The 25,422-nt window shown below is 63.5% G+C and carries 29 protein-coding genes, 1 tRNA gene and 1 riboswitch; of the genes, 11 read left to right on the plus strand and 19 right to left on the minus strand.

The window, feature by feature from the left end:
- The first annotated feature begins 37 nt into the window (after nucleotides 1-37).
- The gene (locus HOY44_RS08800; RefSeq protein ID WP_008332906.1) at nucleotides 38-325 is read left to right on the plus strand and encodes an HU family DNA-binding protein; all 288 of its coding nucleotides are present in this window, start codon (nucleotides 38-40) and stop codon (nucleotides 323-325) included.
- Between the two features lie 71 nt (nucleotides 326-396).
- Here HOY44_RS08800 and HOY44_RS08805 read toward each other — a convergent pair whose 3' ends face one another.
- A complete protein-coding gene (locus HOY44_RS08805) occupies nucleotides 397-969 on the minus strand; it encodes a YdeI/OmpD-associated family protein (protein WP_287434330.1) in 573 nt (190 codons plus the stop codon).
- A gap of 119 nt (nucleotides 970-1,088) precedes the next feature.
- Between HOY44_RS08805 and HOY44_RS08810 the strand changes: the two genes are divergently transcribed.
- Nucleotides 1,089-1,985, plus strand: coding sequence for a DMT family transporter (locus HOY44_RS08810; protein ID WP_287434332.1), 897 nt, complete (start codon nucleotides 1,089-1,091; stop codon nucleotides 1,983-1,985).
- Nucleotides 1,986-1,994: 9 nt separating this feature from the next.
- Here the strand turns inward: HOY44_RS08810 and HOY44_RS08815 are convergent, their stop codons facing one another.
- The gene (locus tag HOY44_RS08815) at nucleotides 1,995-2,612 is read right to left on the minus strand and encodes a glutathione S-transferase family protein (RefSeq protein WP_287434334.1); all 618 of its coding nucleotides are present in this window, start codon (nucleotides 2,610-2,612) and stop codon (nucleotides 1,995-1,997) included.
- A gap of 78 nt (nucleotides 2,613-2,690) precedes the next feature.
- On the opposite strand from HOY44_RS08815, the gene HOY44_RS08820 reads away from it, so the two are divergent.
- From HOY44_RS08820 to HOY44_RS08830, 3 genes are read left to right on the plus strand one after another with little or no spacing between them, the layout of a single operon-like run.
- Nucleotides 2,691-3,374, plus strand: coding sequence for a helix-turn-helix transcriptional regulator (locus tag HOY44_RS08820; RefSeq protein ID WP_287434336.1), 684 nt, complete (start codon nucleotides 2,691-2,693; stop codon nucleotides 3,372-3,374).
- Between the two features lie 59 nt (nucleotides 3,375-3,433).
- Entirely contained in the window at nucleotides 3,434-4,129 is a 696-nt protein-coding gene (locus HOY44_RS08825) for a cytochrome c biogenesis CcdA family protein (protein WP_138422143.1), read from the plus strand.
- 10 nt (nucleotides 4,130-4,139) lie between these two features.
- Complete coding sequence (locus tag HOY44_RS08830) at nucleotides 4,140-4,553, plus strand: thioredoxin family protein (protein WP_008332876.1); 414 nt, start codon at nucleotides 4,140-4,142, stop codon at nucleotides 4,551-4,553.
- Here HOY44_RS08830 and HOY44_RS08835 read toward each other — a convergent pair.
- The gene (locus tag HOY44_RS08835) at nucleotides 4,550-5,473 is read right to left on the minus strand and encodes an AEC family transporter (RefSeq protein ID WP_287434339.1); all 924 of its coding nucleotides are present in this window, start codon (nucleotides 5,471-5,473) and stop codon (nucleotides 4,550-4,552) included. The genes HOY44_RS08830 and HOY44_RS08835 overlap by 4 nt on opposite strands.
- A complete protein-coding gene (aroC, locus tag HOY44_RS08840; RefSeq protein WP_287434341.1) occupies nucleotides 5,473-6,576 on the minus strand; it encodes a chorismate synthase in 1,104 nt (367 codons plus the stop codon). The genes HOY44_RS08835 and aroC overlap by 1 nt, the downstream gene beginning before the upstream one ends.
- Nucleotides 6,577-6,786: 210 nt before the next feature.
- Nucleotides 6,787-6,898: riboswitch (TPP riboswitch) on the plus strand.
- 42 nt (nucleotides 6,899-6,940) lie between these two features.
- On the opposite strand from aroC, the gene thiB reads away from it, so the two are divergent.
- Genes thiB through HOY44_RS08855 form a run of 3 tightly spaced genes read left to right on the plus strand, consistent with a single transcriptional unit; the run spans nucleotide 6,941 to nucleotide 10,144 of the window.
- Nucleotides 6,941-7,927 carry a thiamine ABC transporter substrate binding subunit gene (gene thiB / locus HOY44_RS08845; RefSeq protein ID WP_287434342.1) on the plus strand — a complete coding sequence of 329 codons (987 nt, stop codon included), beginning with the start codon at nucleotides 6,941-6,943 and terminating at the stop codon, nucleotides 7,925-7,927.
- The gene (locus HOY44_RS08850) at nucleotides 7,903-9,465 is read left to right on the plus strand and encodes a thiamine/thiamine pyrophosphate ABC transporter permease ThiP (protein ID WP_287434344.1); all 1,563 of its coding nucleotides are present in this window, start codon (nucleotides 7,903-7,905) and stop codon (nucleotides 9,463-9,465) included. Before thiB ends, HOY44_RS08850 begins: the two co-directional genes overlap by 25 nt.
- A 4-nt stretch (nucleotides 9,466-9,469) precedes the next feature.
- Entirely contained in the window at nucleotides 9,470-10,144 is a 675-nt protein-coding gene (locus tag HOY44_RS08855) for a thiamine ABC transporter ATP-binding protein (protein WP_502710686.1), read from the plus strand.
- A 70-nt stretch (nucleotides 10,145-10,214) separates the two neighbouring features.
- Here HOY44_RS08855 and HOY44_RS08860 read toward each other — a convergent pair whose 3' ends face one another.
- The 8 genes from HOY44_RS08860 to dapF all read right to left on the minus strand — a co-directional run bounded on the left by HOY44_RS08860 (nucleotide 10,215) and on the right by dapF (nucleotide 16,822).
- On the minus strand, nucleotides 10,215-11,012 hold the full coding sequence (locus HOY44_RS08860) for a cytochrome c1 (RefSeq protein ID WP_008332856.1): 798 nt from the start codon (nucleotides 11,010-11,012) through the stop codon (nucleotides 10,215-10,217).
- 17 nt (nucleotides 11,013-11,029) lie between these two features.
- Nucleotides 11,030-12,352 (minus strand): cytochrome b, encoded by a 1,323-nt coding sequence (gene petB, locus HOY44_RS08865; protein WP_287434346.1) that lies wholly within the window; start codon nucleotides 12,350-12,352, stop codon nucleotides 11,030-11,032.
- Between the two features lie 11 nt (nucleotides 12,353-12,363).
- A complete protein-coding gene (gene petA, locus HOY44_RS08870; RefSeq protein WP_040884948.1) occupies nucleotides 12,364-12,927 on the minus strand; it encodes a ubiquinol-cytochrome c reductase iron-sulfur subunit in 564 nt (187 codons plus the stop codon).
- A 231-nt stretch (nucleotides 12,928-13,158) separates the two neighbouring features.
- A complete protein-coding gene (locus HOY44_RS08875) occupies nucleotides 13,159-13,764 on the minus strand; it encodes a glutathione S-transferase (protein ID WP_287434739.1) in 606 nt (201 codons plus the stop codon).
- A 2-nt stretch (nucleotides 13,765-13,766) separates the two neighbouring features.
- On the minus strand, nucleotides 13,767-14,048 hold the full coding sequence (locus tag HOY44_RS08880) for a hypothetical protein (protein ID WP_040884946.1): 282 nt from the start codon (nucleotides 14,046-14,048) through the stop codon (nucleotides 13,767-13,769).
- Nucleotides 14,049-14,106: 58 nt separating this feature from the next.
- Nucleotides 14,107-14,727, minus strand: a complete 621-nt coding sequence (locus tag HOY44_RS08885) for an FMN-binding negative transcriptional regulator (RefSeq protein WP_287434348.1) — start codon at nucleotides 14,725-14,727, stop codon at nucleotides 14,107-14,109.
- On the minus strand, nucleotides 14,727-15,989 hold the full coding sequence (gene mtaB / locus HOY44_RS08890; RefSeq protein ID WP_287434350.1) for a tRNA (N(6)-L-threonylcarbamoyladenosine(37)-C(2))-methylthiotransferase MtaB: 1,263 nt from the start codon (nucleotides 15,987-15,989) through the stop codon (nucleotides 14,727-14,729). The genes HOY44_RS08885 and mtaB overlap by 1 nt, the downstream gene beginning before the upstream one ends.
- Complete coding sequence (dapF, locus tag HOY44_RS08895) at nucleotides 15,989-16,822, minus strand: diaminopimelate epimerase (protein ID WP_287434740.1); 834 nt, start codon at nucleotides 16,820-16,822, stop codon at nucleotides 15,989-15,991. The genes mtaB and dapF overlap by 1 nt, the downstream gene beginning before the upstream one ends.
- Nucleotides 16,823-16,917: 95 nt before the next feature.
- Here dapF and HOY44_RS08900 point away from each other — a divergent pair.
- Nucleotides 16,918-16,993, plus strand: a tRNA-Lys gene (locus HOY44_RS08900).
- 138 nt (nucleotides 16,994-17,131) lie between these two features.
- Here the strand turns inward: HOY44_RS08900 and HOY44_RS08905 are convergent.
- From HOY44_RS08905 to HOY44_RS08915, 3 genes are all read right to left on the minus strand, one after another.
- The gene (locus tag HOY44_RS08905; protein WP_287434352.1) at nucleotides 17,132-17,500 is read right to left on the minus strand and encodes a hypothetical protein; all 369 of its coding nucleotides are present in this window, start codon (nucleotides 17,498-17,500) and stop codon (nucleotides 17,132-17,134) included.
- Nucleotides 17,501-17,822: 322 nt separating this feature from the next.
- Nucleotides 17,823-18,500 carry a DUF4386 domain-containing protein gene (locus tag HOY44_RS08910; RefSeq protein ID WP_287434353.1) on the minus strand — a complete coding sequence of 226 codons (678 nt, stop codon included), beginning with the start codon at nucleotides 18,498-18,500 and terminating at the stop codon, nucleotides 17,823-17,825.
- A gap of 90 nt (nucleotides 18,501-18,590) precedes the next feature.
- The gene (locus HOY44_RS08915) at nucleotides 18,591-19,580 is read right to left on the minus strand and encodes an NAD(P)-dependent alcohol dehydrogenase (protein ID WP_287434355.1); all 990 of its coding nucleotides are present in this window, start codon (nucleotides 19,578-19,580) and stop codon (nucleotides 18,591-18,593) included.
- Nucleotides 19,581-19,681: 101 nt separating this feature from the next.
- On the opposite strand from HOY44_RS08915, the gene HOY44_RS08920 reads away from it, so the two are divergent.
- Entirely contained in the window at nucleotides 19,682-20,566 is an 885-nt protein-coding gene (locus tag HOY44_RS08920) for a LysR family transcriptional regulator (RefSeq protein WP_287434357.1), read from the plus strand.
- An 80-nt stretch (nucleotides 20,567-20,646) separates the two neighbouring features.
- The gene (locus HOY44_RS08925) at nucleotides 20,647-20,988 is read left to right on the plus strand and encodes a hypothetical protein (RefSeq protein WP_287434358.1); all 342 of its coding nucleotides are present in this window, start codon (nucleotides 20,647-20,649) and stop codon (nucleotides 20,986-20,988) included.
- A 3-nt stretch (nucleotides 20,989-20,991) separates the two neighbouring features.
- On the opposite strand, the gene HOY44_RS08930 is transcribed toward HOY44_RS08925, so the two are convergent.
- The 4 genes from HOY44_RS08930 to gmd are packed head-to-tail and all read right to left on the minus strand — an operon-like array spanning nucleotide 20,992 to nucleotide 25,334.
- Complete coding sequence (locus HOY44_RS08930; RefSeq protein WP_287434360.1) at nucleotides 20,992-21,705, minus strand: phosphatase PAP2 family protein; 714 nt, start codon at nucleotides 21,703-21,705, stop codon at nucleotides 20,992-20,994.
- Nucleotides 21,706-21,759: 54 nt separating this feature from the next.
- Entirely contained in the window at nucleotides 21,760-23,202 is a 1,443-nt protein-coding gene (locus tag HOY44_RS08935) for a mannose-1-phosphate guanylyltransferase/mannose-6-phosphate isomerase (RefSeq protein WP_287434361.1), read from the minus strand.
- 40 nt (nucleotides 23,203-23,242) lie between these two features.
- A complete protein-coding gene (gene fcl / locus HOY44_RS08940; RefSeq protein WP_287434363.1) occupies nucleotides 23,243-24,202 on the minus strand; it encodes a GDP-L-fucose synthase in 960 nt (319 codons plus the stop codon).
- 10 nt (nucleotides 24,203-24,212) lie between these two features.
- The gene (gene gmd / locus HOY44_RS08945) at nucleotides 24,213-25,334 is read right to left on the minus strand and encodes a GDP-mannose 4,6-dehydratase (RefSeq protein WP_287434741.1); all 1,122 of its coding nucleotides are present in this window, start codon (nucleotides 25,332-25,334) and stop codon (nucleotides 24,213-24,215) included.
- Nucleotides 25,335-25,422 lie beyond the last annotated feature (88 nt).

Genomic DNA, 25,422 nt, shown 5'->3' on the forward strand with positions numbered 1-25,422 from the left:
ATGAAACCCCGAAGACGGGACAGTGAGGAGTAATCACATGGCAAAACCGATGACCAAGACCCAGCTCGTTGCAGCGCTGGCCGAGGAGATGGACACCGACAAGAAATCGGCATCCGCCGCGCTTGACGCGATCACCTCGATCATCACCAAGGAAGTGTCGGGCGGCGGTGCCGTGACCCTTCCGGGTGTCGGCAAGATCTATTGCCGTGAGCGCCCCGAGCGTATGGTTCGCAACCCGGCCACCGGTGAGCAGATCAAGAAAGAAGCCGACAAGGTAGTCAAGATGACCATTGCGAAGGCTCTGAAGGACTCCGTGAACTCGTAAGTTCCGGCCATCAGAATTTCCGAAAGGGTCGCCCGAGGGCGGCCCTTTTGCTTTGTGGGGGCGAGAAACTCTTACCGCTTCACGGGCGGCAGGCCATCCGCCATGCGCGCGATCATGCGGTCCATCCGGGCCAGACGCGTCTCGGGCTTCTTGGCTGAATGCAGGGCGTGATAGATCGAATAGCGCCATCCGCTGGCAAGCCCGTCATAGGTCGCCCGCGCTTCGGGCACGGCATCGAGGGCGGCAAGGAAATCCGGCGGGATCACCATGTCGGCGGGGCCGGCATAGGCCGCATCCCACCGTCCGTCCGCCTTGGCCGCTTCGACATGCGCCAGACCCGATGGCTGCATACGCCCTTCTGCGATCAGACGTTCGACATGCGCCACGTTGCGTTTCGACCATGACGAGCGCGGTTTGCGCGGCGTGATCCGTTGCGTGTAGCTGACCGCGTCATAGGACCGCTTGATCCCGTCGATCCAGCCCCAACACAGGATGCCCTGCACCAGTTCGTCCCACGTGATCGAAGGTATCCCGCTCTGGACCTTGTAAAGCCGCACGATCAGTTCGGTCTGGGTGGCGTGGTTCCCGGACAGCCAGCTTTCCAGATCTTCGATGGTTTCGAACGCTTTGGGTTCTGTGGTCATGGGCACCTCCGGGGCGAGCTTACGACCGGCATTCGGACATGGCGAGGATCGCATCGCGCGGGGTTGTGCACCGGTGCGATTTGGCTAGGGTCGCCGGGCACAGCGGCAAGGAGCACCAGATGGATATTCGCGCGATCATGATGGGACTTGCCTTTGCCGTGATGTGGTCGTCCGCGTTCACCTCCGCCCGGATCATCGTGGCCGATGCGCCGCCGATGACCGCGCTTGCCATCCGGTTCGTGATCTCCGGCCTGATGGCAATGGGACTCGCCCGTATGCTGGGTCAGCGGATCAGGCTGACGCGGGGCCAGTGGATTTCGGTGGTCGTCTTCGGTGTCTGCCAGAACGCGCTTTACCTTGGCCTGAACTTCATCGCGATGCAGACGATCGAAGCCGGGTTCGCCTCCATCATCGCCTCGACCATGCCGCTGATCGTGGGCCTGCTCGGCTGGGTCGTCTTCCGCGACCGTCTGCCGATGCTGGCGGTCGTCGGGTTGGTCGTGGGCTTTGCCGGGGTCGCCCTCATCATGGGCAGCCGGATTTCCGGTGGCGTCGATATGTATGGTCTGATCCTCTGCGTCATCGCCGCCGTCGCACTGGCCGTCGCAACGCTTTCGGTGCGCACCGCGTCGGGCGGGGGCAACCTGCTGATGGTGGTCGGCCTTCAGATGCTGGTGGGGGCCATCGCGCTCGCCCCCTTCGCATTGGCGCTGGAGCCGTTCGAGGTGAACTGGAACCCCGGTCTCATCGCGGCCTTCGCCTATACCACGCTGGTTCCCGGCCTTGCGGCCACATGGGTCTGGTTCGAACTTGTGCAACGCATCGGGGCGGTGCGGGCGGCGACGTTCCACTTCCTCAACCCATTCTTCGGGGTGGCGATTGCCGCGGTTCTGCTGGGTGAACAACTGGGCCTGCTCGATGTGATCGGTGTCGCGGTCGTGACGGTCGGCATCCTTGCCGTGCAGCTGTCCAAGCAGAAACCGGCCCCGGTGACGGCGGATCGCGCCGCCACCTGAGCCGACGCTTCAGGTCATGGCCGGCGCATATTGCGCGTCGATCTCCCGAGCCCAAGCATAGGACGGGCGCGCGTTCACCCGGTCGACCCATGCAAGCACGTTGTCGTCCTGCGGCGCCCAGTCACGCATCCACTGATAGGGCGACTGCACCATCAGATCAGCGGCGGTGAACGTGTCACCCTGAAGGAACGGGCGACCATCCGCGAACGTATCGATCAGGCGTTTCTCGACCTCGGGCACACCCCGGAACGATGCCCGCAGGATCGGGTGATCCAGACCTGCGGCCTTGTGATTGTAGACGGGTTCCATCACCGACACCGAATAGACGAGCCATGTCAGGAACGGGCCACGTTTCGGATCGCCCAACACAGGTGCCAGCCCCGCGTCGGGGAACATATCGCTGAGATAAAGCGCGATCGCCGCGCTTTCGGTGATGACGGTCCCGTCATGGTCGAGCGCGGGCACCTTGTGGTCGGGATGCGGATTGTTCGGGTCGAACCGACCCGATCCGTCCTGCCGTTTCAGGTCGACATGCACGCGAGTCACCTCGTCGACGATGCCGAGTTCATGGACAAGGGCGAGCATCCGCGTCGCGCGGGACCAGTAGGAATGGTAAAGCGTCAGCATCGGTTTTCCTTTCGCGTTGCCTGTGTGACTGCCCGCGTTATGCTCCCCCCATACTGACAATTTCCGTCAGGAGAGGACATGAGCCGTTCAGATCGCCTATTTCGTCTGCTCGATACCCTACGGCGACTGCCCCCACCTGTCACCGCCGCCCGTCTGGCCGGTGAAACCGGCGTATCTGAGCGCACCATCTATCGCGACATCGAAAGCCTGCGCGCCGCCGGGGCGATCATCGATGGCGAGGCCGGGTTTGGCTACACGCTGACCGAGGACAATGCGGTGCCCCCGCAGATGTTCGACCGTCTCGAGCTCGAGGCGGTGATGCTGGGCCTCGGCTGGCTGGAATGGCAGGGCGACCCGGCACTGGCGGAGGCCGCCAAGCGCGCCATCGCCAAGGTCACCGCCTCGCTCCCCACGCGCAAAGCCGACGAGGCGCGGCACGTCGCCCTGCTCGCCTACGCCTTCGACAAGAAGCCCGAAGTGCCGGAGTTCATGCCCACTTTGCGTGAAGCCGCATGGGAGGAGCGCGCGGTCGATATCACCTACACCGACCGAGAGGGGTCGTTCACGGAACGGCGCATCTGGCCGCTGTCGGTGGTTTACACCGATTACGAACCGTGGATTCTCGCATGGTGTTGCCTGCGACGGGGATTTCGCCGCTTCCTGATCTCCCGCGTCGCATCCGTCAGCGAAACGCGGGAAAGCTTCCGCCCCCGCCGCGTGCCGTTGCTGCGTGAGATGATGTCGGAAACCTATTCCGGCTGAAACGAAACTCACGCGCTTGTCGGGTGACAGTGATCGGGCTGTCACGGCAATGAGAAGGCATGGAATTGATCCTCGCATATGGCGCGGGCCTGCTGACGCTCATCAACCCCTGCGTTCTGCCGGTCCTGCCGATTGTGCTTGCCTCCGCCTTGCAGGCGCATCGCCTTGGCCCCGTCGTGCTCGCCGCCGGGATGAGCCTGTCGTTCGTCACCTTCGGAATGCTGGTCTCCACCGTGGGCTACGCCATAGGCCTGACCGAAGACACCGTTGCGACCGCTGGCGCCGTCCTGATGATCGGCTTCGGCCTCGTCATGCTGGTGCCGCAAGCGAACGCGGTCTTCGCCTCGGCCACGGCGGGACTCGCCGCGCGTGCCGACGGCGGCATCGACAGTTTCGACCGGACCTCGCTCTGGGGTCAGTTCGGCGGGGGCCTGCTGCTCGGCGCGGTCTGGTCCCCCTGTATCGGCCCCACGCTCGGCGGGGCCATCGCGCTCGCGTCGCAGGGTGAAAGCCTGATCCGGGCCTTCGCGATCATGGTGATGTTCGCCGCCGGGGTTTCGACCCTGATCCTCGCCATCGGCTACGGCCTGCGGGCCACGGCGCTCAGGAAATTCGCCAACGTGTCACGCCCCGTTCTTGGCGCCGCGTTTCTTTTGGTCGGCTTCGCCATCCTGTTCCGTATCAACCACATGATCGATGCCTGGCTGTTGTCGAACATGCCCGCCTGGCTCGTCGATCTGTCCGTTTCCATCTAGGGAGGTCCTTATGAACCGTCGCTCATTCCTTGCCACAGTATCCGCCGTCGCTCTGATCCCGACGCTCGGCCAATCCGCCACCATCGCCTATACGCCGGGCGCTGTGAATCGGGCTCTCGATGCCGGAACGCCCGTGGTCCTCGACTACTTCGCCCCGTGGTGCGGCACATGTCAGGCGCAACGCCGCGTGATCTCGCGCCTGTTCGACGAGAACCCGGCCTACAAGGAAAAGATCACGTATATCGAGGTGGATTGGGACACCTACAAACGCGACGACATCACCACGTCGTTCAAGGTTCCGCGCCGTTCGACCCTGATCGCGATCGGTCCCGACCGCAAGGAAATCGCCCGGATCGTCGCGGGAACGGCCTACGAGGATATCAAGGCTCTGTTCGACGCGGCGCTCGCCACCGCGACGGCCTAGACCAGCAGGAAAATCGCCACGTTCAGCGTCACGAAAGACGCGACCGTGGCCATCAGGAGCGCGAGCGAGGCGAGGCCTTCGTGCCCCGTCTCCTGCGCCAGAACCGTGTAGATCGTGAACATAGGGATCGCCGCCGACAGGATGACGGCGGTCCTCAGATCTCCGGAAAGACCAAGGCCCAGCACGCCGAACAGGATCACGGCACCCACCGTCACCAGTGGATGCACCACCAGCTTGGCGAGCGAAATCTGGGCCGCCAGTGCGACATTGCCTTTCACCGACAGCCCGGCGAGCGATCCGCCGATCACGACCAGCGCCAGCGCGGCGGCGGACCCCGCCACCATGCCGACGAGCCGGTCGACCGGACCCGGCAGCGGCATCCCGATCACCGACACGACGAGACCGAGGATCAGGCCGATCACCATCGGCCGCCGGATGACGCCGATCAGCACCTTTCCGATGTTCAGCCCCCCGCCCTTGGACGCTTCGATCAGGGCGAGCGCCACGGGTACGATGACCACGTTCTCGACCAGCATGTTCATGGCGAGGATGAGCCCGGCGATATCGGGGAAGAGCAACAGCATCAGCGGCGCTCCGACGAAACCGGAGTTCGGACAGGACGCACCCATCGCCCCGACAGCGCGGCGCTGCGGCCCGGTGATGGCCGAAAACCAGCCGAACGCGATCCCCATCGTGACCAGAGCCCCGGCGAGATACGCGGCCATGTAGGGCACGTTGAACACCTCGCCGATGTCCCGTGTCGCGACCGCGTTGAAGATCAGGGCGGGCAGCGCGATGTTCATGACATAGGCGCCGAACACCCGCATGTCCTGCGGCCGGAACACCCGCCAGCGGACCAGGCCATAGCCAAGCGCGATCGCCGCGAAGATCGGAAAGGTGATCCCGAGGATCGACAGCATCAGCCGATCTTGCCCCGTGGCCCGTCACCGACCTGCGCCCGGTGCAGCATCAGATGATCGAGAATGACACAGGCCGCCATAGCCTCGCCCACGGGTACGGCACGGATCCCGACGCAGGGGTCGTGACGACCCTTGGTGACGATCTCGGCCGGCTCGCCCGTTTTCGTGATCGTCTTGCGCGGGGTCAGGATCGACGATGTCGGCTTGACCGCGAACCGGCAGACGATGTCCTGCCCGGTCGAGATGCCACCAAGGATGCCGCCCGCGTGGTTCGACGAGAACACCGGCTTGCCGTCGTTCCCCATGTAGATTTCGTCCGCATTGGCCTCGCCCGTCAGGCAGGCCGCGTTCATGCCCTCGCCGATCTCGACGCCCTTCACGGCGTTGATCGACATCATCGCAGCGGCCAGATCGGTGTCGAGTTTGGCGTAGATCGGCGCCCCGAGGCCTGCGGGCGCACCGCGCACGACCACCTCAATCACCGCGCCGACGGACGAGCCCGCCTTGCGCAACCCGTCGAGGTAGTCGGCCCATGTCGCGGCAGCCTCGGCGTCCGGCACCCAGAACGGATTGCGCTCGATCTCGTCCCAGTCGAAACGGCTGCGGTCGATCTCGTGCTCGCCCATGCGGGTCATGTAGCCGCGTACCTCGATCCCCGGCACCAGCATCTTGAGCGCCTCACGCGCGATACCGCCCGCCGCGACGCGCGCCGCCGTTTCGCGCGCCGATGACCGACCGCCCCCGCGCGGATCTCGGATACCGTATTTCTGCCAATAGGTGATGTCGGCATGGCCGGGCCGGAACTTCTCGGCGATATCGCCATAATCCTTGGACCGCTGATCGGTGTTCTCGATCATGAGCTGCACGGGCGTCCCGGTCGTCTCGCCCTCGTAGACACCCGACAGAATGCGAACCGCGTCGGGTTCACGCCGCTGAGTGGTGTACTTGTTCTGACCCGGCTTTCTGCGATCCAGCCAGTGTTGGATCATCGCCTCGTCCAGCGTCACCCCCGGCGGCACACCGTCCACGGTCGCCCCAAGCGCAGGCCCGTGGCTTTCGCCCCAGGTCGTCACCCGAAAGATATGCCCGAAAGAGTTCATCATGGCCCGGCTCCTTTGCCGCTTCGGTAGCCGACCCCCCGGAAAACCTCAACTCTTCTTCGTTTCGCAAAACCTCGGGAGAGCGCGAGAGGGCAGCGCCCTCTCGCACCGCCGCGGCCCGCCAGTGGCGGGACGTGGCTCCCAAAGCGCGTGCGCCAGCACACACCTTTCGGTGACACCCCCTTGCGAGCGCCGGGTTCGATGCATAGTGTCTGCCTCACCTCGGGGTGCCCGTGCGACGCAAGTCGTCCGGCTGAGATGCGAAAGCGAACCCGTTGAACCTGAACCGGCTAGCACCGGCGGAGGGAAGGTCAGGACCATCACAGGTCATCCTGCCGGACTTTCGCCCGTCGCAATGGAGGATGACATGAGAACACCCATCATCGCAGCGGGACTTGTGGGCTTGGCGAGCGTCGCCAACGCGCAAGACACCCTTACCGTTTACACCTATGACAGCTTTGTCGCCGAATGGGGCCCCGGCCCCGTGATCGAAAAAGCATTCGAGGCGCGTTGCGACTGCGACCTCGAATTCGTGGCCGTCGGCGACGGGGCCGAAATCCTGTCGCGCCTGCGGCTCGAGGGCGCCCGGACCGAGGCCGACGTCGTGCTCGGCCTCGACGAAAACCTTGCCGAGGCCGCCCGCGAAACCGCGCTGTTCGCCCCGCACGGCATCGAAAGCCCGCAGCTCGACCTGCCGATCGAATGGCAGGACGAATTGTTCCTGCCCTTCGACTGGGGGTATTTCGCGTTCGTCTATGACAAGACCAAAGTGGACACTGCGCCGACCTCGTTCGAAGAACTGGCCGACAGCGACCTGTCGATCCTCATTCAGGACCCGCGCTCGTCGACACCCGGCCTCGGTCTCGTCCTCTGGGTCAAGGCGGTCTACGGCGAAGAGGCGGGCGCGTATTGGGAGCGTCTGAACGACCAGATCGTCACCGTGACGAAAGGATGGTCCGAAGCTTACGGCATGTTCGTCGAGGGCGAGGCGGACATGGTCCTGTCCTACACCACATCCCCTGCCTACCACCTGATTGCCGAGGACGACGACACCAAGGCGGCAGCCGCCTTTGACGACGGCCACTACATGCAGATCGAAATCGCGGGCAAGGTCGCGTCGACCGAACAGGGCGAACTGGCCGATATGTTCATGGATTTCATGCTCACGGATGGGTTCCAGTCCGCGATCCCCACGACCAACTGGATGTACCCGGCAAAGATCCCGACCGAAGGCCTGCCGGACGGGTTCGAGACACTGCATGAGCCGGAGAATGCCCTGATCTATCTGGGGGCCGAGGCCGAAGCGATCCGTGACGACGCCATCGAGGAATGGCGCGCGGCATCGACGCGGTGACGCGGACCGCCGGGGCGGGGGCCATTGCCCTCGCCCTCGTTCTCCTTCTGACGCTGGGGACGCTCGCGGCGGTTGCGGTTCGGGCCGAAGGTGCGGGCGGGTTCGGTGTGGCGGATTGGGCCGCCCTGCGGTTCACGCTGCTACAGGCAACGCTGTCGGCGGCCCTGTCGGTCGTGCTGGCGGTGCCTATCGGGCGGGCTTTCGCGCGACGGCGATTTCCGGGCCGTAGCCTGCTGGTCGTGTTGCTTGGCGCTCCGTTCATCCTGCCCGTGATCGTGGCGGTCTTCGGGCTCATCAGCGTTTTCGGACGGTCCGGGATCGTCAGTCAGGCGCTCGTCGCCCTCGGCTTCGAGCCCATTTCGATCTACGGCTTTCATGGCGTCGTGCTGGCCCATGTGTTCTTCAACCTCCCGCTTGCGACCCGGCTGGTTCTGCAAGGATGGCTCGCCATTCCTGCCGAACGCTTCCGCCTTGCCGCGTCTCTCGGCATGACTGCCCGCGATATTTCCCGGCATCTCGAAAGGCCGATGCTGCGCGAAGTGGTTCCGGGGGCTTTCCTCGTCATTTTCCTGCTGTGCCTAACGTCTTTCGCTGTCGCGCTCGCCCTTGGCGGCGGGCCGCGCGCCACGACCATCGAATTGGCGATCTATCAGGCGTTCCGCCTCGACTTCGACCTCGGCAAGGCGGCCCTTCTGGCGCTCGTGCAATTCGTCCTCGGGGCCGCCGTCGCGCTGGTCGCCTTGAAGGTCGCCTTGCCATCCGGCTTCGGCTCCGGCCTCGACCGCGCCGTGATGCGCTGGGATGCGAATTCGCCCGCGTTGCGCGCGCTCGACGCCGCGTTGATCGCGCTCGCCACGCTGTTTCTGGTTCTGCCCATGGCGATGATCGCCGTGGACGGCATCCCCGCACTTGCGTCCCTCCCGCCCTCCGTCTTCGCGGCGACCCTGCGCTCGCTCGGCGTGGCGATGGCGTCTGTCGTGCTGTCGATCTCGCTCGCGCTTCCCATTGCCGCCTGGGCCGTGAAAAGCCGTTCGCGGCTGGTCGAGGCGATCGGGACGCTCACGATCGCGGCCTCGCCCCTCGTGATCGGGACGGGCCTGTTCATCCTGATATTCCCGGTGGCCGATCCGTTCGCCTTCGCGCTTCCGGTGACCGCGCTCGTCAACGCCGTGATGTCGTTGCCCTTCGCCCTGCGTGCGCTGGTGCCGGCGCTTGGTCAGATCGAGGCCGACTTCGGGCGGCTTGCAGACGGTCTCGGCATGTCCGGGTGGGCGCGGTTCAGGCTCGTCTGGCTGCCCCGCCTGCGCCGCCCGCTCGGGTTTTCTGCCGGGCTTGCCGCGGCCCTGTCGATGGGAGACCTTGGTGTCATTGCCCTGTTCGCGTCGCCCGACACGCCCACCCTGCCGCTGCAACTCTATCGTCTGCTGTCGGCCTATCGGATGGATGACGCCGCCGGGGCCGCGCTGGTGCTTCTTGCCGCGAGCCTTGCGGTGTTCTGGATTTTCGACCGGGGAGGGCGCGTGAATCCTGACGCTTGAAAACATGCATGTCGATCTTGGCGGCTTCACGCTGGACGCGACCCTAAGCGTCGAGCCGGGCCGGAAAATCGCCATTCTCGGGCCGTCAGGCGCCGGAAAATCGACGCTGCTCGCGGCGATCGGCGGTTATCAACCCGCGTCGGGCCGGGTGCTTTGGTCAGGGACCGACCTGTCGGCCACGCCCCCGGCGCAGCGTCCGATCACAACCATCTTTCAAGACAACAACCTGTTCCCGCATCTCACCGCCGCCCAGAACGTCGGTTTGGGGGTGCGTCCTGACTTGCGGTTGTCCAGGGGCGATGCGGCCCGGGTGGACGAGGCGTTGAACCGGGTCGGCCTTGCTGGGCTCGGCCCACGCAAACCCGCGGCCTTGTCGGGCGGTCAGATCGCGCGCGTGGCGCTTGCCCGGGCGCTTCTGCGCGACAAGCCGATCATGCTTCTGGATGAGCCATTCGGTGCGCTGGGACCGGCCCTGCGCGTCGAAATGCTTGGTTTGGTTGCCGCGCTGGCGGACGAAACGGGCGCGACCCTTCTTATGGTCAGCCACGAGCCTGGCGATGCGCGGCGCATCGCGGACGATGTCATACTCGTGGCCGATGGGGTGGCCCATGCCCCCGTGCCGACGGCCGAGATTTTCGCACATCCACCTGAGGCGCTTCGCGATTACCTCGGCCACTGACTCGGGCAGGGCCGACAAAGAAAAAGGGCGCCCCGAGAGGCGCCCTTTTCATTCAGCGGGATGGACCGGATCAGAGATCCAGTTCCTTGCCGTACTTGTGCGGCGCCCAAAGCTTCTTGTTCGTGAGGTAGAGCATCGTCGCGAGGATGACGAGCATAATCACACCGATGAACCCGGCCTGCTTACGCTCCATCATCTTCGGCTCCGCCGTCCACATCAGGAACGCGGCGACGTCTTCGGCCAGATGGTGCGCATCGTTCGCGTGCCCATCGTCGAAGTCCACCAGCCCGTCCGAAAGCTGCGGCGGCATCGAGACCCAGCCGCCGTCGAAAGCGGTGTTCTCGTAAAGATACTGACCGGCCACTTCACGCTCTTCGCCGGTGAACCCGGTGAGGAAGGCCGTGATGTATTCCGGTCCACCCATGCCTTTGAGAAGCTGGTTGATGCCGGTGCCTGCGGGGCCGTGGAAGCCCGCGCGCGCCTTGGCCATGAGCGACAGATCGGGGCCCATGCCCTCGCCCGACACGGCCGGGAAGTTGTCACGCGGAAGCGCGGGGCGCCATTCGTCGGTCTCGGCTTCGTAGATTTCGAAGTTCTCGGCAGCGAAGGCGCGCACCTCGTCCTCGGAATACCCAAGGTCGGTGAGCGTGCGCAGCGGCACGTATTGCAGGCCATGACAGGCCCGGCACACGTCCATGTAGACCTTGAAGCCGCGCTGAAGCTGCTGCTGGTCATAGGTGCCGAAGGGTCCTTCGAACGAGAAGGCGACATCTTCGATATGGCCACCTTCACCGGCGGCCAGGGCAGCGGTGCCGCCCAAGGCCATGGTGATCGCGGTGACCGCGGAAAGGGTGAGTTTCTTGATCATTGGTCTCAGATCCTCTCTCACTCGGCCGCCGAAGGGGCGTCGGGGTAGTGCTTCTTGAAATCCTCCTCGATGGTCGCCGGGGGCGTCTCCGGCTTCTCGAACACGCCGAGCAGCGGGAGGATCACGAGGAAGTAGGCGAACCAGTAGGTCGCACCGATCAGCGAAATCCAGTCATGCGGGAAGTTCGTGTCACGGGCGCCGACCCACATCAGAACGATGAAGTCGATCACCAGCAGACGGAACCACCACTTGAACGCCGGACGATACTTGCCCGAGCGGACCGACGAGGTGTCGAGCCACGGGGCCAGCGCCATCACGAAGATCGCACCGAACATCGCGAGCACGCCGAAGAATTTGGCGTCGATGATGCCGCCGGTCACCCAGCTCACCAGTTGCACGGCCCAGACGTCGGCGGTGAAGGCACGCAGGATCGCGTAGAACGGCAGGTAATACCATTCCGGCACGATATGTGCGGGCGTCGCCAGAGGGTTCGCTTCGATGTAGTTGTCGGGGTGGCCGAGGTAGTTCGGCATGAAGCCCACGATGGCCCAGAAGATCAGGAGGACGATCGCCAGAGCGAACAGGTCCTTGATCACGAAGTAGGGCCAGAACGGAAGCGTGTCTTTCTTGGCTTCTTCCTTCGAACCGCGCCGCACCTCGACACCCGTCGGGTTGTTGTTGCCCGTGGTGTGGAAGGCCCAGATGTGAACGATCACAAGCGCGGCGATCACGAAGGGCAGCAGGTAGTGCAGCGAGAAGAAGCGGTTGAGCGTGGCGTTACCGACCGCCGGCCCACCGAGGAGCCAGGTCTGAATGCCTTCGCCGATGAACGGGATGGCACCGAACAGGCCGGTGATGACCGTCGCACCCCAGAAGGACATCTGACCCCAGGGCAGAACATAGCCCAAGAAGCCGGTCGCCATCATGACGAGGTAGATCAGCATCCCGATGATCCAGGTGATCTCACGCGGGGCTTTGTAGGACCCGTAGAACAGACCACGGAACATGTGGATGTAGACCGCGACGAAGAACAGCGATGCGCCGTTCATGTGCAGGTAACGCAGGAAGAACCCGCCGTTCACGTCACGCATGATGTGTTCGATCGAGGCGAACGCCATGTCGACATGCGGCGTGTAGTGCATCACGAGGATGACGCCGGTCACGATTTGAAGGACCAGGCAGAACGCGAGAATGATGCCCCAGATCCACCACCAGTTCAGGTTCTTGGGGGTCGGGATCATCAGGGTGTCGTAAAGCAGCGACACGATCGGCAGACGCTTGTGCGTCCATTTCTCGAAGCCGGACTTCGGCTCGTAATGGTCGTGGGGGATACCAGCCATGTCTCTCTCCCTCAGCCCAGCTGAATGGTGGTTTCGTCGACGAACTGCGCGATCGGAACCGGAAGGTTCTCGGGCGCCGGGCCGCGACGGATACGTCCGGCCGAGTCGTAGTGGGAGCCGTGGCAGGGGCAGTACCACCCGCCGTAATCGCCAGCACCGTCGCCAAGGGGCACACAGCCGAGGTGGGTGCACACGCCCATCATCACCAGCCAGTTTTCACCTTCGCCAAGGGTCCGGTTTTCATCGGTCGCGGGCTCTTCGCCACCGAGGTTCTGGTTGCGCGCGATCGGATCGGGAAGATCGTCGATCGGGGTTTCGCGGGCCGCGTCGATCTCTTCCTGCGTCCGGTTACGGATGAAGACCGGCTTGCCGAGCCACTGAACCGTAAGCTGGCTGCCTTCGGCGATACCCGAGACGTCGACGCGGATCGAAGCCAGCGCCCGCACGTCCGCCGAGGGGTTCATCTGGTTGACCAGCGGCCATACGGCGGCACCGGTCGCGACGACGCCGGCACCGGCGGTCGCATAGTAGAGGAAATCCCGGCGGGTCCCTTCGTGATCGTCTGCGTGTGACACGAGAGTTTCTCCCTTTCCCAAGCCGCGTGCGCGGCTGACACGTCCCTTGAAGGCCGCAGTTGCCCGTAGCCCATCGCGGCGGTGTTTAGCGCCTAGAATTGCACCCGTCCAGAAGGCATTAGCCCTCAAAGGTGAGATTCAAGCCCGGATTAAACGGATTGCGGTGTGGCGTCCTGACGCAGCCTGAACCGGAAAAAACGCGAGCGATTTTGTCAGGATAGCGGCCCTGCCCTAGCCTGTCGGCATCGTCGCCTTCATGCTCGGCCGTTCCGCGAACGCCGCATACCAGTCATCAAGCGCGCCGCGGCCCTTGCGCCATTCGCGGGCGCCGTGGCGGAAATCGAGATAACCCAGCGCGCAGCCGACCGCGATCTGACCGGCGTCGATGGGTCCGCGCAGGTGGCTCATCCAGCGGGCTTCGATGGCGTCGAGCGCGCCTTCGACCTTGCCCCACTGCGCCTCGACCCAGCCTTCGTATTGCATGTTCTCGGGCCGCACGCGCCCCTCGTAGACCATGAGAACAGCGGCATCGAGAAGGCCGTCCGCCGTGGCTTCGAGCGTCAGAATTTCCCACAACCGATTGTGTTTATAAAGGTTCGCATCCGCACGCGCATCAAGGAACCGGGTGATGACCCGGCTGTCGTAAAGCGTGCAACCATCAGGGCGGATCAGCGCCGGGATCTTCTTGAGCGGGTTCGCGGCGGTCGCTTCGGGCGAGGGGTCGACGGCGGTGGTGACGGTCTCGATCATCTCGACCTCGTCCGTCTGCCCGGTTTCGATCAGCATCACGCGCACCTTGCGCACGAAGGGCGAGGCGGGGTTTCCAACAAGCTGCATCATCAGGGAACCTTCTTGAATTTCACGCGGCCCAATAGCGTTGCATCCAGTTCGAAGGCAGAGCCGTCATCGGAAAACCGGAACACCCGCCGGATGCGGGCCGTGCCGTTTGCTTGGTCCGTTTCGCGACGGATCGTCAACCCCTCCTGCACATCGTCCAGCGCATCCTCGGCCCGCTGGTCGCGACGCCCGCGTTCGACCTTTTGCGCAACTTTCCAAGTGGCGAGGGCCAGAGACCCGTAGGTCGCGGCATAGACGGCGATGGGGACGAGAGGCAGCGGCATGTGAATCTCCTTCACATTGAGCCTAGGGCCTCGCCGCGATCCTGTCCAATCTTATTCGTCAGTCCAGATCGGGGCGGCGCATGAGTGCCGAGAGCACCTTGAGCTCCTGCCCGAACCCTTTCTTGAGCTTGGCCGCCGCCGACAGACGCGCGGGCGGCGGTTTGTTCTGACCCAGCTTCCACGTTCCGTCGACGCTCTCGACATGCAGGCGAATGGGCACGATGGCGCGCTGCATCTTCTCGAACACCTCGGGCGTCATCTTGTCGGGGGCCCAAGGCGTCTTGCCCTTGATCCGCGACTCGAAGGCATAGGACTGAAACGAAAGCATCCCCGGCAGCACATCGGCGGGCCGCTTTTCCAGCGTCCCGCGCAGGTGAACGGCGACGTAATTCCACGTCGGCACCTGATCCTCCATCCCGTACCAATCGGGCGAGACGTAGCCGTCCGGCCCGTTCACCACGATCACGGCTTTCGCCGGGGCGTCCAGCGCGGCGAGAATCGGGTTCGAGCGGACGAGGTGCATGGCGGCGATGGAGCCGTCTTCGTTCAGGTTGAACGGCACATGCGCCATGAGCGGCCCGTCGGCCCCGTTGATGCTGAGGGTTCCGAAACTGCGTTCGCGTGCGAAGGCGAGGTTGCGGGCCGTATCGGCTTTGCGGAAGGCCGGGTTCGGGTGCATCAGGCGACCAACTGACCGTTGGCAAAGCCTTTTATCGTGGCGCTCACGATGTCGCCCTCGGTCTGGTCGCAGTCGAAGGTGACTTCGGCGAAATGCTCGGTCCGCCCCATGCGCGGGTTCTCCATAAGCACGGCATGGGTCTGGCCGACCTGCGCTGTCAGGTGCCGGATCACCGCCGCGTCGCCTGCCTCACGCAGCCGCGCGGCACGGTCCTTGATGATGGTGCCATTCACCTTCTGCGGGATGCGCGCAGCAGGCGTGCCCTCACGCGCGGAATAGGGAAAGACGTGGAGCCACGTGAGGTCGCAGTCCTCGACCAGCTTCAGCGAGTTCTCGAAATGCGCGTCGCTCTCGGTCGGAAAGCCCGCGATGATGTCGGCCCCGAAGGTGATGCCGGGACGCAGCTTTCGCGCCTCTTCGCAGAAGGCGATGGCGTCGTCGCGCAGATGCCGCCGTTTCATCCGCTTGAGGATCAGGTCGTCGCCGTGCTGAAGGCTCAGGTGCAGGTGGGGCATCAGGCGCGGCTCGGTCGCGATGGCGAGCATCAGGTTCTCGTCCGCCTCGATGGAATCGATGGACGAGATGCGCAGGCGGTTCAGGTCCGGCACCAGCCGCAGGATACGCATGACCAGATCGCCCAGACGCGGCGCGCCCGGCAGATCCGCCCCCCATGAGGTCAGATCGACGCCCGTCAGAACGACCTCGTTGAAGCCCTTGTCCACCAGTCGCTTGATCTGATCGACCACGACGCCCGCCGGCACGCTGCGCGAATTGCCCCGGCCGTAAGGGATGATGCAGAAGGTGCAGCGATGATCGCAGCCGTTCTGAACCTGCACGTAGGCCCGGCTGCGCGTGCCGAACCCGTCGATCAGGTGCCCGGCTGTTTCTGTCACCGACATGATGTCGTCGACCTGCACACGCTCGGTCTCGCCCACGAAATCGGGGCCGAGCCGCGCCCAGGTGGCAGGCTGCATCTTTTCGGCATTGCCGACGACCAGATCGACCTCGACCATACCCGCGAACGTCTCGGGCTCGGTCTGGGCGGCACAGCCCGTAACGATCAGCTTCGCCTCGGGGTTCTCACGCCGCAACCGCCGGATTTCCTGCCGCGCCTTGCGCACGGCTTCCGCCGTCACGGCGCAGGTGTTCACCACAACCGCGCCCTCGACGCCAGCCCCCTCGGCCAGTGTCTTCATCGCCTCGGTCTCATAGGCGTTCAGGCGACAACCAAGGGTCGCGAAGATAGGGGGCTGCGCCGTCATCACAGCGACTCCAGAAAGGCTTTCGTCAGGGTGGCGTCGAACACATGCGCGGTCGGCCCGGTCATCCAGACCCCATCGTCGCGCCAGTCGAGCGTCAGCCAGCCGCCGTCAACCTCCATCCGAACCTTGCGCTCGGTCAGGCCCCGTTCCGCAGCGGCCACGGCGGTCGCACAGGCCCCGGACCCGCAGGCAAGCGTGATGCCCGTGCCGCGTTCCCACACCCGCATGCGAATCTCGCCCCGCGACCGGACTTCGGCGAACTCGACGTTGGTGCGTTGCGGAAAGAGCGGATCGAACTCGACCGCCCGGCCACGCGCTTCGACATCCACGGCGTTCACGTCATCCACGAAGAACACGACATGCGGGTTGCCCATCCCCACGGCCATCGGATCACCGTCCAGCGGCAGATGCGCGGTGTCCATCGGCTTGGACAACGGGATCTCGTCCCACATCGTCTGGGGATGGCCCATATTCACATGAACCTCGCCCTCCACCAGACGCGCCTCGAGCACCCCGCGTGTCGTGCGGATCGTGAGCGCGTCTTTCCCGGTCTGGTCGAACAGATACCGCGCCACGCAGCGGGTCGCGTTGCCGCAGGCCCCGGCCCGGCTGCCGTCGCTGTTCCAGAAGTCGAGGTCGATGTCGGCCGCATCACTGTCGCGAATCTCGGCGAGCTGGTCGAATCCCACGCCGCGGTGCCGGTCGCCCAGCCCGCGCGCCAGAGCTTCGGTGGTCACAGCCGGGCGCCCCCGTGAATCGAAGATCACGAAGTCATTTCCGGCCCCGTGCCACTTCATGAAGGGCAGGCCCGTATCGGTCGGCAGATCGCTCATGACGCGCATATACGCCTCGTGAGAAATGAATGAAAGAGAATGCGGTTTTTTCTCTTGACCACCCGCCCCCCGCACCTTAGTCAGCCCTCCGCAGTGGGCCGTTAGCTCAGTTGGTAGAGCAACTGACTTTTAATCAGTGGGTCGCAGGTTCGAATCCTGCACGGCTCACCACTGAAATCACAAATGTTCTGGATGGATTTCGCTTTGTGCTTCGCAAGAGAAGCGCAGCGTTGACGGTGGGTCGTGGCATCGCCGAAGCAGCCATGAACGCTTCCCGACCTAGAGCATGTCAGGCACAACGGAGCGCCGTTATTGGCTGCGGCCCTGTGAGCCTGTGCCCCAATCATCCGTTCCGTTCGGATTCTCGCCCGCCCGCCCGACGTCCTTGTCGTTGCCCGGATTGCCGGAAGACGGCGTTTGCGTGCCCTCGCCCGCCGTCGGCGTCGCGTCTTGCCCTGCCAACCCGGCGATTTCCTGAAGCGTCAGGTTCGTCGCGGCGATTTCTTCGATTGCGCCCGAAATACCGTCAGCGACGATCATCACGCCATGCGAAACATCGGTGACGACCGTTTGGGCCATCAGGATGAGGCCGGCCCAGAACACGACCGCATCTGTCGTGACGGCTCCACCTTCGTCGGCGGCGAATTTTCTCAATGCGGTCTGGCAGGACGACATCATGGTATTCTTCCCCTGGTGCGACCGTTCTGGCCGCGGCATAGGTATGGTTTACCTCCAGTCTTTGACGAAAATTCGCACGATCCTTGCCCATGAATGGCGCGATTTGGGCGGATCGGCTCAAATCGTGTCAGCTCGGTCCGATTATGGCGCGCGGCGTGCGAAACGCCCTCGACCGTGCGGAATTCTGGGCGGAGAGGCGGGAAATGTGGCGCTGATTTCCAAGTTTGAAACGGTCTGTCAACTTGGTGGAGACCAGCGCCGAAGTTCGCTCATACGCGGAACGACGCATTTCCGGGCGGACCGAAGCCGGTCCGGACGCGGGTCACAGGACCGTCTTGGGCAGATTGAAGCCCTTGAAGATCAACCAGAAGCTCAGGCTCAATTCGAACAGCCCGCCGGGCAGGGCAAGCATCACGCCGATGCCGTATCCGAACATCTCGGCGATCGTGCCGCCCATGAAGACGATGTAGCCGACAAAGCCCCACACCGTCAGCGCACGCGGCACCAGACGCCCGATGAAGAGGGCCGAACACAGGATGAGCCCCCCGACGCCCCAAAGCGTCATGCTGATCTGGTAGCCGAAAAAGCCCCCGCGCTCGAGCAGCATAGCGATGGTTTCGAAATGGCCGCCACCTTCCCCGGCCACGAGAGCATCACCGAGCGGGGCGAGGAGTGCGACGAACAGGGCGCCGACGATGGCGGTGGTCGTCGCCGCGATACCGGCTGCAAGGTAGCCGCGTGCCACGTATCCATTGATGGTGCTCAGGACCGGAAAGGCCAGAACCGAAAGCCCGATGTTTACGATGGAATGGACGACGGCCATCAGGAGCACACCGATCAGGAGCGAGGTCTTCATGCCCGCAACGCCGTCGAGTCCCAGTGGATTGCCTGTGACCGAGGCGACGAATTCAGAGCCTGCGCCGTAACTCGCGAAAGCGAGGATGAAGAAGATGCCGAACAGGCGTGCGGCGGGACGGTGAGCGTTCAGGTCGTTTGTCATGGTTTTGGTCCTCTGTGGCATGGGATGGCGCCGTAGGCCCGGCGCGGATGGGTGAAGTTGGGATTGGGGGGCGAAGGTCCGCGGCATTCGTCAAACGACGACGACGTTGCCGCGCTTGCGCCCGGTTTCCATGTACCGGTGCGCCTCGACCAGTTCGGCCAGCGGATAGCTGCGATCCATCACGGGTGCGAAACCGTCGGCCTCAACGAGATCGACGAGTTTGGCGTGCATGGCGCGCTGAACCTCGGGTTTCAGCATTCCGGTGGCCGAGAACCGCGCCTTGCGGCCCCCGATGATCGCGGTGCGCAGCGAGGCCGAGAGCAAACCGAACCCGAGAACCGGGCAGACATATCGGCCGTTCCGGGTCAGGACGGACCGGGCTTCGCGGAACGAACTGATCCCGAGCGTGTCGTAGATCACGTCGTAGCGTTCCGTGGATTTCGCGTAATCTTCGAGCCTGTAGTCGATCACCCGGCTTGCACCAAGCGACGCGACGAGGCCTGCGTTGCCAGCACTACAGGTGCCGGACACATTGGCTCCCATGGCGGCGGCGATCTGGACGGCGGCCGTTCCAAGGCTCCCCGCAGCGCCGAGAATAAGGATTTTCTCACCGGCCCGAAGTTCGGCGACGTTGTGCAGGAAATTGAACGAGGTGGTCGCCCCGTCCCCCATCACGGCGGCTTCTTCGTGCGAAAGCGCGGCAGGCTTGTGCATGAGCACGCCACCCTCGTCCACGCAGATGTGGCTCGCATTCGCGCTGAACGACATGCCCGCCATACCGTAAACCTCGTCACCGACGGCAAAGCGCGTGACCCGGTTCCCGACGGCGATGACCTCGCCCGACAAGCACGTCCCGATTAGGTCGTGACGCGGGCGCGACCAACCGATGAATGGGCGGGCGAAGCGGGGCAGTCCCGCCCGTATCATGCCGTCGGCCCGGGTGACCGCCGAGGCGCGGACACGGATCAGGCACTCGTTCGGCGCGGGGGCCGGAACGTCGCGTGTGACCGGCGCGAGTGTCTGGGGGCCACCGTAAGCGGTGATGCTCCACGCGGTGAGGGTTTCGGCTGTCGGGTGCATGGGTCGTCTCCTGTGTTTGCTTGACGCAGAAGACCTAGCGGATCACAAATTATCCGAATATTGTCCGAAACACTCCACAATGGATCGAAAACGTTCCACCTATGTTTGACTGGAAATCCCTGCCCGCCTTTCTCGCGGTCGCCCGACACGGGTCGTTGCGTGCCGCCGCCGATCAACTGGGCGGAACCCATGCAACGGTTCGACGGCAGGTCGAAGCACTCGAAGCCCAGCTCGGCGTGCAGCTGTTCAGACGCGGGACCGAGGGGTTCCAACTGACAGCCGCCGGACGGACCCTGCTGCCCCAAGCGTTGAGTGCCGAAGAAGCCCTCTTGCAGGGGTTCAATGCCGTGCAGGGGTTGGACCGCGAAGCGTCGGGTCTGATACGCCTGTCTGCCGACCCGGTGAACGCGCATTTCCTTCTCGCGCCGGTCCTCGCCGATTTCTCGGCGCTCTACCCCGAGATCGACATCGAGCTCCAGCTCTCGTTCTCGGTCGATTCCATCGAGAAACTGGAAACCGACATCTCCGTGCGCACGATGGCGGAGGTCGATGAAGATGTCATGGGGCGCAAGCTGTTCCCCGCCTCCATCGGGATCTTCGCGGCGCGCGACTACCTCGACCGGATGCTGCCGAAAGCTGGGCCGAAGGGACAGGGGCTTCAATGGATCGGCTATGGTCCGGTGACGCAGCTTCTGGAGCGGGTGCGCACATCGCCCTATCCCGAAGCGCGGATACGACACTCGATCCCCGACCCCGAGATGCACATGCACCTCGCGCGCGCCGGTGCGGGGATGGCGATCCTTCCGGGTTGGGCCGCCGACGTTTTCCCCGAACTCCAGCGCGTTCCCGGCACGACGCTGGACGAGTCGCGGTCGATCTGGGTCTTGCTTCATTCCGACCTTCGACGAGTCCGTCGCGTCCGTGTTTTCGTCGATTACCTCTGCGCGGCCCTACTGGAACGGCGCGCGGCGTTCATCGGCACCTAACACGCTGGGCAAGGCCGTCACCGCACTCTTCGCGGAACGGAAGCCGGGCTTCGTGGGTTTCCTTGCGAAAGGAGATCAGTATGACTGTTCAGCTACCCAAACATTTCGAAACGCCGGACAAGGCCCTTGAGGCCGTGTCGAATGACCGGATCGCGCCCGTGCTATATGCCGGAGGGATGCTCGCGCTCGGCGTCGCGCTCATCGCCGCGAAACCCCGGATCGGGAACGTGCCGAAGCCCCGCAGGAACGGGGACGAAAACGCGGCCAGCCGGTTGCGCCGTGCCGCCATCAGGGGCCGGGACGGGGTGGAAGCGTTCGCGCCGAGCAACATCACCGACTCGCTGGGTCGCTCGCTCATCCTCGGTGGGGCCGCGCTTCTGATCGCGCGCGTGCTGGACGAGGTCGGATCGCGGCGTGGCTGACCCTCAGCCACTCGTTTCGCGGTCGATCCGACCGCGGCGTTCCAGCCACCGCGCGATCAGCCAGACGAGGAGCGCCCACGCCGCGCCAAGCGTCCATCCGGCGAGCACGTCGGACGGCCAGTGAACGCCAAGGTAAACCCGGCTCACACCCACGGCGAGGGCGAGGATCGCGGCAAGGCTGACGAAAAAGACCCGGACCTTCGTGTGACCGTCCAGACGAGCGAGCATGACCGCAAGCGTCAGATAGGTGACCGCCGCCATCATCGAATGGCCGGACGGGAACGACGCGGTCGCGACATCCACGCCATGCGGCACGAGGTCCGGCCGGGGGCGCGAAAACAGCGTCTTGAACCCGTGCGACAGAAGCTGCCCCCCAACGATAGCGACCGCCAGAAACAGCGCCGAGGCCCGTTTTCCCCGCAAGAGCAGGTAGGCCAGAACCGAAAGCGTCAGAAGCGTCAGCACCGTGATCCCGCCCAGCGCCGTCAGATCCCGCATCGCGGTTTCCACCTGCGGTCCGCCGATGGCATCCGATGGGTCGCCGGGAACGCGAAGCGCCATCAGAATGGCCTCGTCGAAGGCATGAAGATCGCCCTCGATCATCTCGTCGACCAATCCGACGAAGGCCCAGAGCGCCCCTGCGACGATCAGGATGACCACGATCGTCAGCGTTTCGACCCGTTCCGTCAGTCGTCTGATCGTCTGCGGCACCTGCATCCTGTCCCTCCCGCGTGTTCCCGTCACAACGCGGGACCACACCTCAAAGTTCGGCTAGGTCCGGGCGTAGATATCCTCATACCGCACGATGTCGTCCTCGCCGACATAGGCGCCGGTCTGAACCTCGATCAGAACCATCGGCACGCGGCCCGGATTCTCCATCCGGTGCACCGCGCCAAGCGGGATGTAGACGCTTTCGTTCTCGGTCACGAGCTTCACTTCGTCGTCCACCGTGACCTTCGCCGTTCCTTCGACCACGATCCAGTGTTCGGATCGGTGGAAGTGGCTTTGAAGCGACAGCGACGCGCCCGGATGGACGAGTATGCGCTTCACCTGAAACCGCTGGCCGACCACGATGCTCTCGAACCAGCCCCACGGGCGGTGATCCTTGGGAAACTCGGTCGCCTGCGCCGCGCCCTTTGCCTTGAGCGCCTCGACGGCGAGTTTGACGTCCTGCGCCCGGCTCATGTCGGCGACGAGAACCGCGTCGGGTGTCGCGACCGCCATGATATTGTCGAGCCCGATGCCCACCACCTGCAACCGTTCGCTTTCCGACCGCAAAAGCGAATTGGTGCAGTCGATCGCCGTGGCCGGCCCCGACGTGACGACACCCGTCGCATCCGGCCCCTCTTCGCGCCAGACCGCATCCCATCCGCCGAGATCGGACCACGCGGCGGCGAACGGCACGACCGACAGATTGCTTGCGCGCTCCATCACGGCATAGTCGATGGAGATATCCTCGGCCTCCGCCCACGGGCCGGGCGCAAGCCGGATGAACCCCAGATCGACTTCGGATTCGTCCAGGGCACGGCTCACCGGGGCGACGAGGCCTGCGGCATGGGCCTCGAACGCGGAAATGATGTCGGACACGCGCAAAAGAAAGATGCCCGCGTTCCACAGGTAGGTTCCGGCCGCGACAAGCTCTTCCGCCCGCTTCTCATCGGGCTTTTCTATGAACTTGGAAAGCTTGACGGGCGACCCCGATCCGTCGGGCTTTTCCGACAGTTCAAGGTAGCCGTAGCCGGTTTCCGGGCGGGTCGGCGTGATGCCGAACGTAACAAGCTCGCCTCGACTGATCGCCAACAAGCCGGCTTCGACCGAGGCGTGGAATGCGGCGACATCCGGCACGACGTGGTCCGATGGCGCGACCAGCATGACACCTTCGGGATCGGTCCGCGCGATCTGAAGCGCGGCGGCGAGGACGGCGGGCGCCGTGTTGCGCCCCTCCGGCTCGATCAGGATCGCGCCCGGGTCGATGGCGACGCCTGCAAGCTGTTCGGTCACGATGAACCGGAAATCGGAATTGGTCACCACGATGGGCTTGTCGAAGGCCAGCTTTCCGGTCCCACCCGAAAGGCGCTGCGCCGAGGCCTGAAACAAAGTCGTCTCGCCCACCAGCGGCACGAATTGCTTGGGGTAGCTCTTGCGCGACAGGGGCCAAAGGCGCGTTCCCGAGCCTCCGCAAAGCAAAACCGGCGTGATCGAGGTGGGTTTCATATTATAAACATGCTATTGAATTCGATTTAATAAATCGGCGTTACACCTGCCGCAGTTCCGCATCACTTTGCTGAAGAAACCAGTCGTAAGTGCTTCGAATCCCATCTTCCAACCCGATATTTGCAGTCCACCCCAAACGCGACAAGCGGCTCACGTCGAGTAGTTTTTGTGGTGTTCCGTCGGGTTTCGATGTGTCGAAAGAAATTGTCCCTTGAAACCCTGTCACTCGTGCCACCACGTCCGCAAGTTCACGGATTGTCACGTCCTGTCCGAGGCCAACATTAATTTGGCTTAGCATGGGCTGGGTTTCTTGCTCATAGGTTTCTTTGTCCAGGCCCATGACGAAGAGAGACGCCTCTGCCATGTCGTCGACGTGAAGGAATTCGCGCCTCGGCGTCCCGGTTCCCCATACAACAACGTCGGACGCCCCTGCATGTGCCGCCTCGTGAAACCGCCGGATCAGCGCAGGAAGAACATGTGACTTCTCTGGATGGAAATTGTCGCCTGGGCCATAGAGGTTTGTCGGCATTACGGAGCGATAATCCGTTCCATGCTGGCGGTTATAGCTTTCGCACAGTTTCAGCCCTGCGATCTTTGCGACAGCGTAGGGTTCGTTTGTCGCCTCTAGGGTATCGGTGAGGAGTGCGTCTTCCCGGATAGGCTGTTCCGCAAACTTCGGGTAAATGCAAGATGATCCCAGAAACAGAAGCTTGCCGACGCCTGCCTCAAATGCCTGATGGATGACGTTCGCCTGCATGATTAGATTTTCGTAAATGAACTCCGCCGGATACGCGTTATTCGCGTAGATCCCTCCCACCTTTGCAGCGGCGAGGATAACGCGATCCGGTTTCTCAGCTTGCATGAAACTGCGGACGGCGGCTTGATCTGTGAGGTCCAACTCCCCGTGACTGCGGGTGATGATCGTCTCCCCCAAGGCTTCAAGCTTGCGCAAAATAGCGCTCCCCACCATGCCTCGATGCCCAGCAACAAAGGTTGACATGGCTACTCCTTCAATTCTCGACTGACACTGGCATCTCAAGGCCGTGCAATTTCAAAAGCGCGTGCCTTTTGGCGGCTTTCAAGTCTTCGGCCACCATTTCTGCACACATGTCTCGGGCCGTGATTTCGGGGACCCAGCCAAGTTCTCTTTCCGCTTTGGTAGGGTCACCTAGTAGCGTGTCCACTTCTGCCGGACGAAAGTACCTTGGGTCAATCCGGACAATCACGTCACCCGTTTTGATTGCTGGCGCATTTTCACCTTCTACGTCCGAAACAATGCCGACCTCTTGGACACCTTCGCCTTCGAACCGAAGTGTGATCCCAAGATCCGCCGCCGCCCATTCTATGAACTTTCGCACGGAGAATTGCTGACCGGTTGCAATCACGAAATCATCTGGTCGGTCCTGCTGGAGCATCATCCATTGCATCCGAACATAGTCTTTGGCGTGACCCCAATCCCGAAGGGACGCCACGTTACCCATGTATAGGCAAGGTTCAAGACCCTGAGCAATGTTGGCCAGACCACGCGTGATTTTACGTGTTACGAACGTTTCGCCTCGGCGCGGGCTCTCATGGTTGAAGAGGATTCCGTTGCAGGCATACATGCCATAGGCCTCACGGTAGTTGACTGTGATCCAATAGGCGTAGAGCTTGGCAACCGCGTATGGCGAGCGCGGGTGAAACGGCGTCGTTTCGCGCTGCGGAATTTCCTGCACCAGACCATAGAGCTCCGAAGTTGACGCTTGATAGAACCGCGTCTTCTTCTCGAACCCTAAAAACCTAATCGCCTCGAGCAATCTGAGCGTTCCGGTCGCGTCAACGTCGGCCGTGTATTCGGGGCTTTCGAAGCTGACAGCGACGTGGCTTTGAGCACCAAGATTGTAGACCTCATCGGGCTCGACCTCTGAAATAATCCGGGTCAGGTTCGAGGTGTCCGTCAGGTCGCCGTAATGGAGCTTGAACACCCGGTCATTGGCGTGCGGATCTTGGTAAATGTGATCCACGCGCGACGTGTTGAAGGACGACGCGCGCCTCTTGATGCCGTGAACTTCATAGCCCTTTTCGAGAAGGAGCTCCGCAAGATAGGAGCCGTCCTGGCCTGTAACACCGGTGATCAAAGCCCGTTTCGTCATAGAAAATCTTACCCTGAGATGCATTCTGTTGCGGCGCAGCATAGCGGCTCATTTTTGACCTACAAGGTGCAGTGACGGGTCTTCGGCG

The organism is Maritimibacter sp., from assembly GCF_016774595.1.
In the GTDB taxonomy this organism is placed as follows: Bacteria; Pseudomonadota; Alphaproteobacteria; order Rhodobacterales; family Rhodobacteraceae; genus Maritimibacter; species Maritimibacter alkaliphilus.

Bases quoted from the DNA above. Each gene is read 5' to 3' on its own strand.
- HOY44_RS08800 (WP_008332906.1), top strand. From the start codon at position 38: ATGGCAAAACCGATGACCAAGACCCAGCTCGTTGCAGCGCTGGCCGAG.
- HOY44_RS08805 (WP_287434330.1), bottom strand. From the start codon at position 969: ATGACCACAGAACCCAAAGCGTTCGAAACCATCGAAGATCTGGAAAGC.
- HOY44_RS08810 (WP_287434332.1), top strand. From the start codon at position 1,089: ATGGATATTCGCGCGATCATGATGGGACTTGCCTTTGCCGTGATGTGG.
- HOY44_RS08815 (WP_287434334.1), bottom strand. From the start codon at position 2,612: ATGCTGACGCTTTACCATTCCTACTGGTCCCGCGCGACGCGGATGCTC.
- HOY44_RS08820 (WP_287434336.1), top strand. From the start codon at position 2,691: ATGAGCCGTTCAGATCGCCTATTTCGTCTGCTCGATACCCTACGGCGA.
- HOY44_RS08825 (WP_138422143.1), top strand. From the start codon at position 3,434: ATGGAATTGATCCTCGCATATGGCGCGGGCCTGCTGACGCTCATCAAC.
- HOY44_RS08830 (WP_008332876.1), top strand. From the start codon at position 4,140: ATGAACCGTCGCTCATTCCTTGCCACAGTATCCGCCGTCGCTCTGATC.
- HOY44_RS08835 (WP_287434339.1), bottom strand. From the start codon at position 5,473: ATGCTGTCGATCCTCGGGATCACCTTTCCGATCTTCGCGGCGATCGCG.
- aroC (WP_287434341.1), bottom strand. From the start codon at position 6,576: ATGATGAACTCTTTCGGGCATATCTTTCGGGTGACGACCTGGGGCGAA.
- thiB (WP_287434342.1), top strand. From the start codon at position 6,941: ATGAGAACACCCATCATCGCAGCGGGACTTGTGGGCTTGGCGAGCGTC.
- HOY44_RS08850 (WP_287434344.1), top strand. From the start codon at position 7,903: ATGGCGCGCGGCATCGACGCGGTGACGCGGACCGCCGGGGCGGGGGCC.
- HOY44_RS08855 (WP_502710686.1), top strand. From the start codon at position 9,470: ATGCATGTCGATCTTGGCGGCTTCACGCTGGACGCGACCCTAAGCGTC.
- HOY44_RS08860 (WP_008332856.1), bottom strand. From the start codon at position 11,012: ATGATCAAGAAACTCACCCTTTCCGCGGTCACCGCGATCACCATGGCC.
- petB (WP_287434346.1), bottom strand. From the start codon at position 12,352: ATGGCTGGTATCCCCCACGACCATTACGAGCCGAAGTCCGGCTTCGAG.
- HOY44_RS08875 (WP_287434739.1), bottom strand. From the start codon at position 13,764: ATGCAGCTTGTTGGAAACCCCGCCTCGCCCTTCGTGCGCAAGGTGCGC.
- HOY44_RS08880 (WP_040884946.1), bottom strand. From the start codon at position 14,048: ATGCCGCTGCCTCTCGTCCCCATCGCCGTCTATGCCGCGACCTACGGG.
- HOY44_RS08885 (WP_287434348.1), bottom strand. From the start codon at position 14,727: ATGCACCCGAACCCGGCCTTCCGCAAAGCCGATACGGCCCGCAACCTC.
- mtaB (WP_287434350.1), bottom strand. From the start codon at position 15,989: ATGACGGCGCAGCCCCCTATCTTCGCGACCCTTGGTTGTCGCCTGAAC.
- dapF (WP_287434740.1), bottom strand. From the start codon at position 16,822: ATGAGCGATCTGCCGACCGATACGGGCCTGCCCTTCATGAAGTGGCAC.
- HOY44_RS08905 (WP_287434352.1), bottom strand. From the start codon at position 17,500: ATGATGTCGTCCTGCCAGACCGCATTGAGAAAATTCGCCGCCGACGAA.
- HOY44_RS08910 (WP_287434353.1), bottom strand. From the start codon at position 18,500: ATGACAAACGACCTGAACGCTCACCGTCCCGCCGCACGCCTGTTCGGC.
- HOY44_RS08915 (WP_287434355.1), bottom strand. From the start codon at position 19,580: ATGCACCCGACAGCCGAAACCCTCACCGCGTGGAGCATCACCGCTTAC.
- HOY44_RS08920 (WP_287434357.1), top strand. From the start codon at position 19,682: ATGTTTGACTGGAAATCCCTGCCCGCCTTTCTCGCGGTCGCCCGACAC.
- HOY44_RS08925 (WP_287434358.1), top strand. From the start codon at position 20,647: ATGACTGTTCAGCTACCCAAACATTTCGAAACGCCGGACAAGGCCCTT.
- HOY44_RS08930 (WP_287434360.1), bottom strand. From the start codon at position 21,705: ATGCAGGTGCCGCAGACGATCAGACGACTGACGGAACGGGTCGAAACG.
- HOY44_RS08935 (WP_287434361.1), bottom strand. From the start codon at position 23,202: ATGAAACCCACCTCGATCACGCCGGTTTTGCTTTGCGGAGGCTCGGGA.
- fcl (WP_287434363.1), bottom strand. From the start codon at position 24,202: ATGTCAACCTTTGTTGCTGGGCATCGAGGCATGGTGGGGAGCGCTATT.
- gmd (WP_287434741.1), bottom strand. From the start codon at position 25,334: ATGACGAAACGGGCTTTGATCACCGGTGTTACAGGCCAGGACGGCTCC.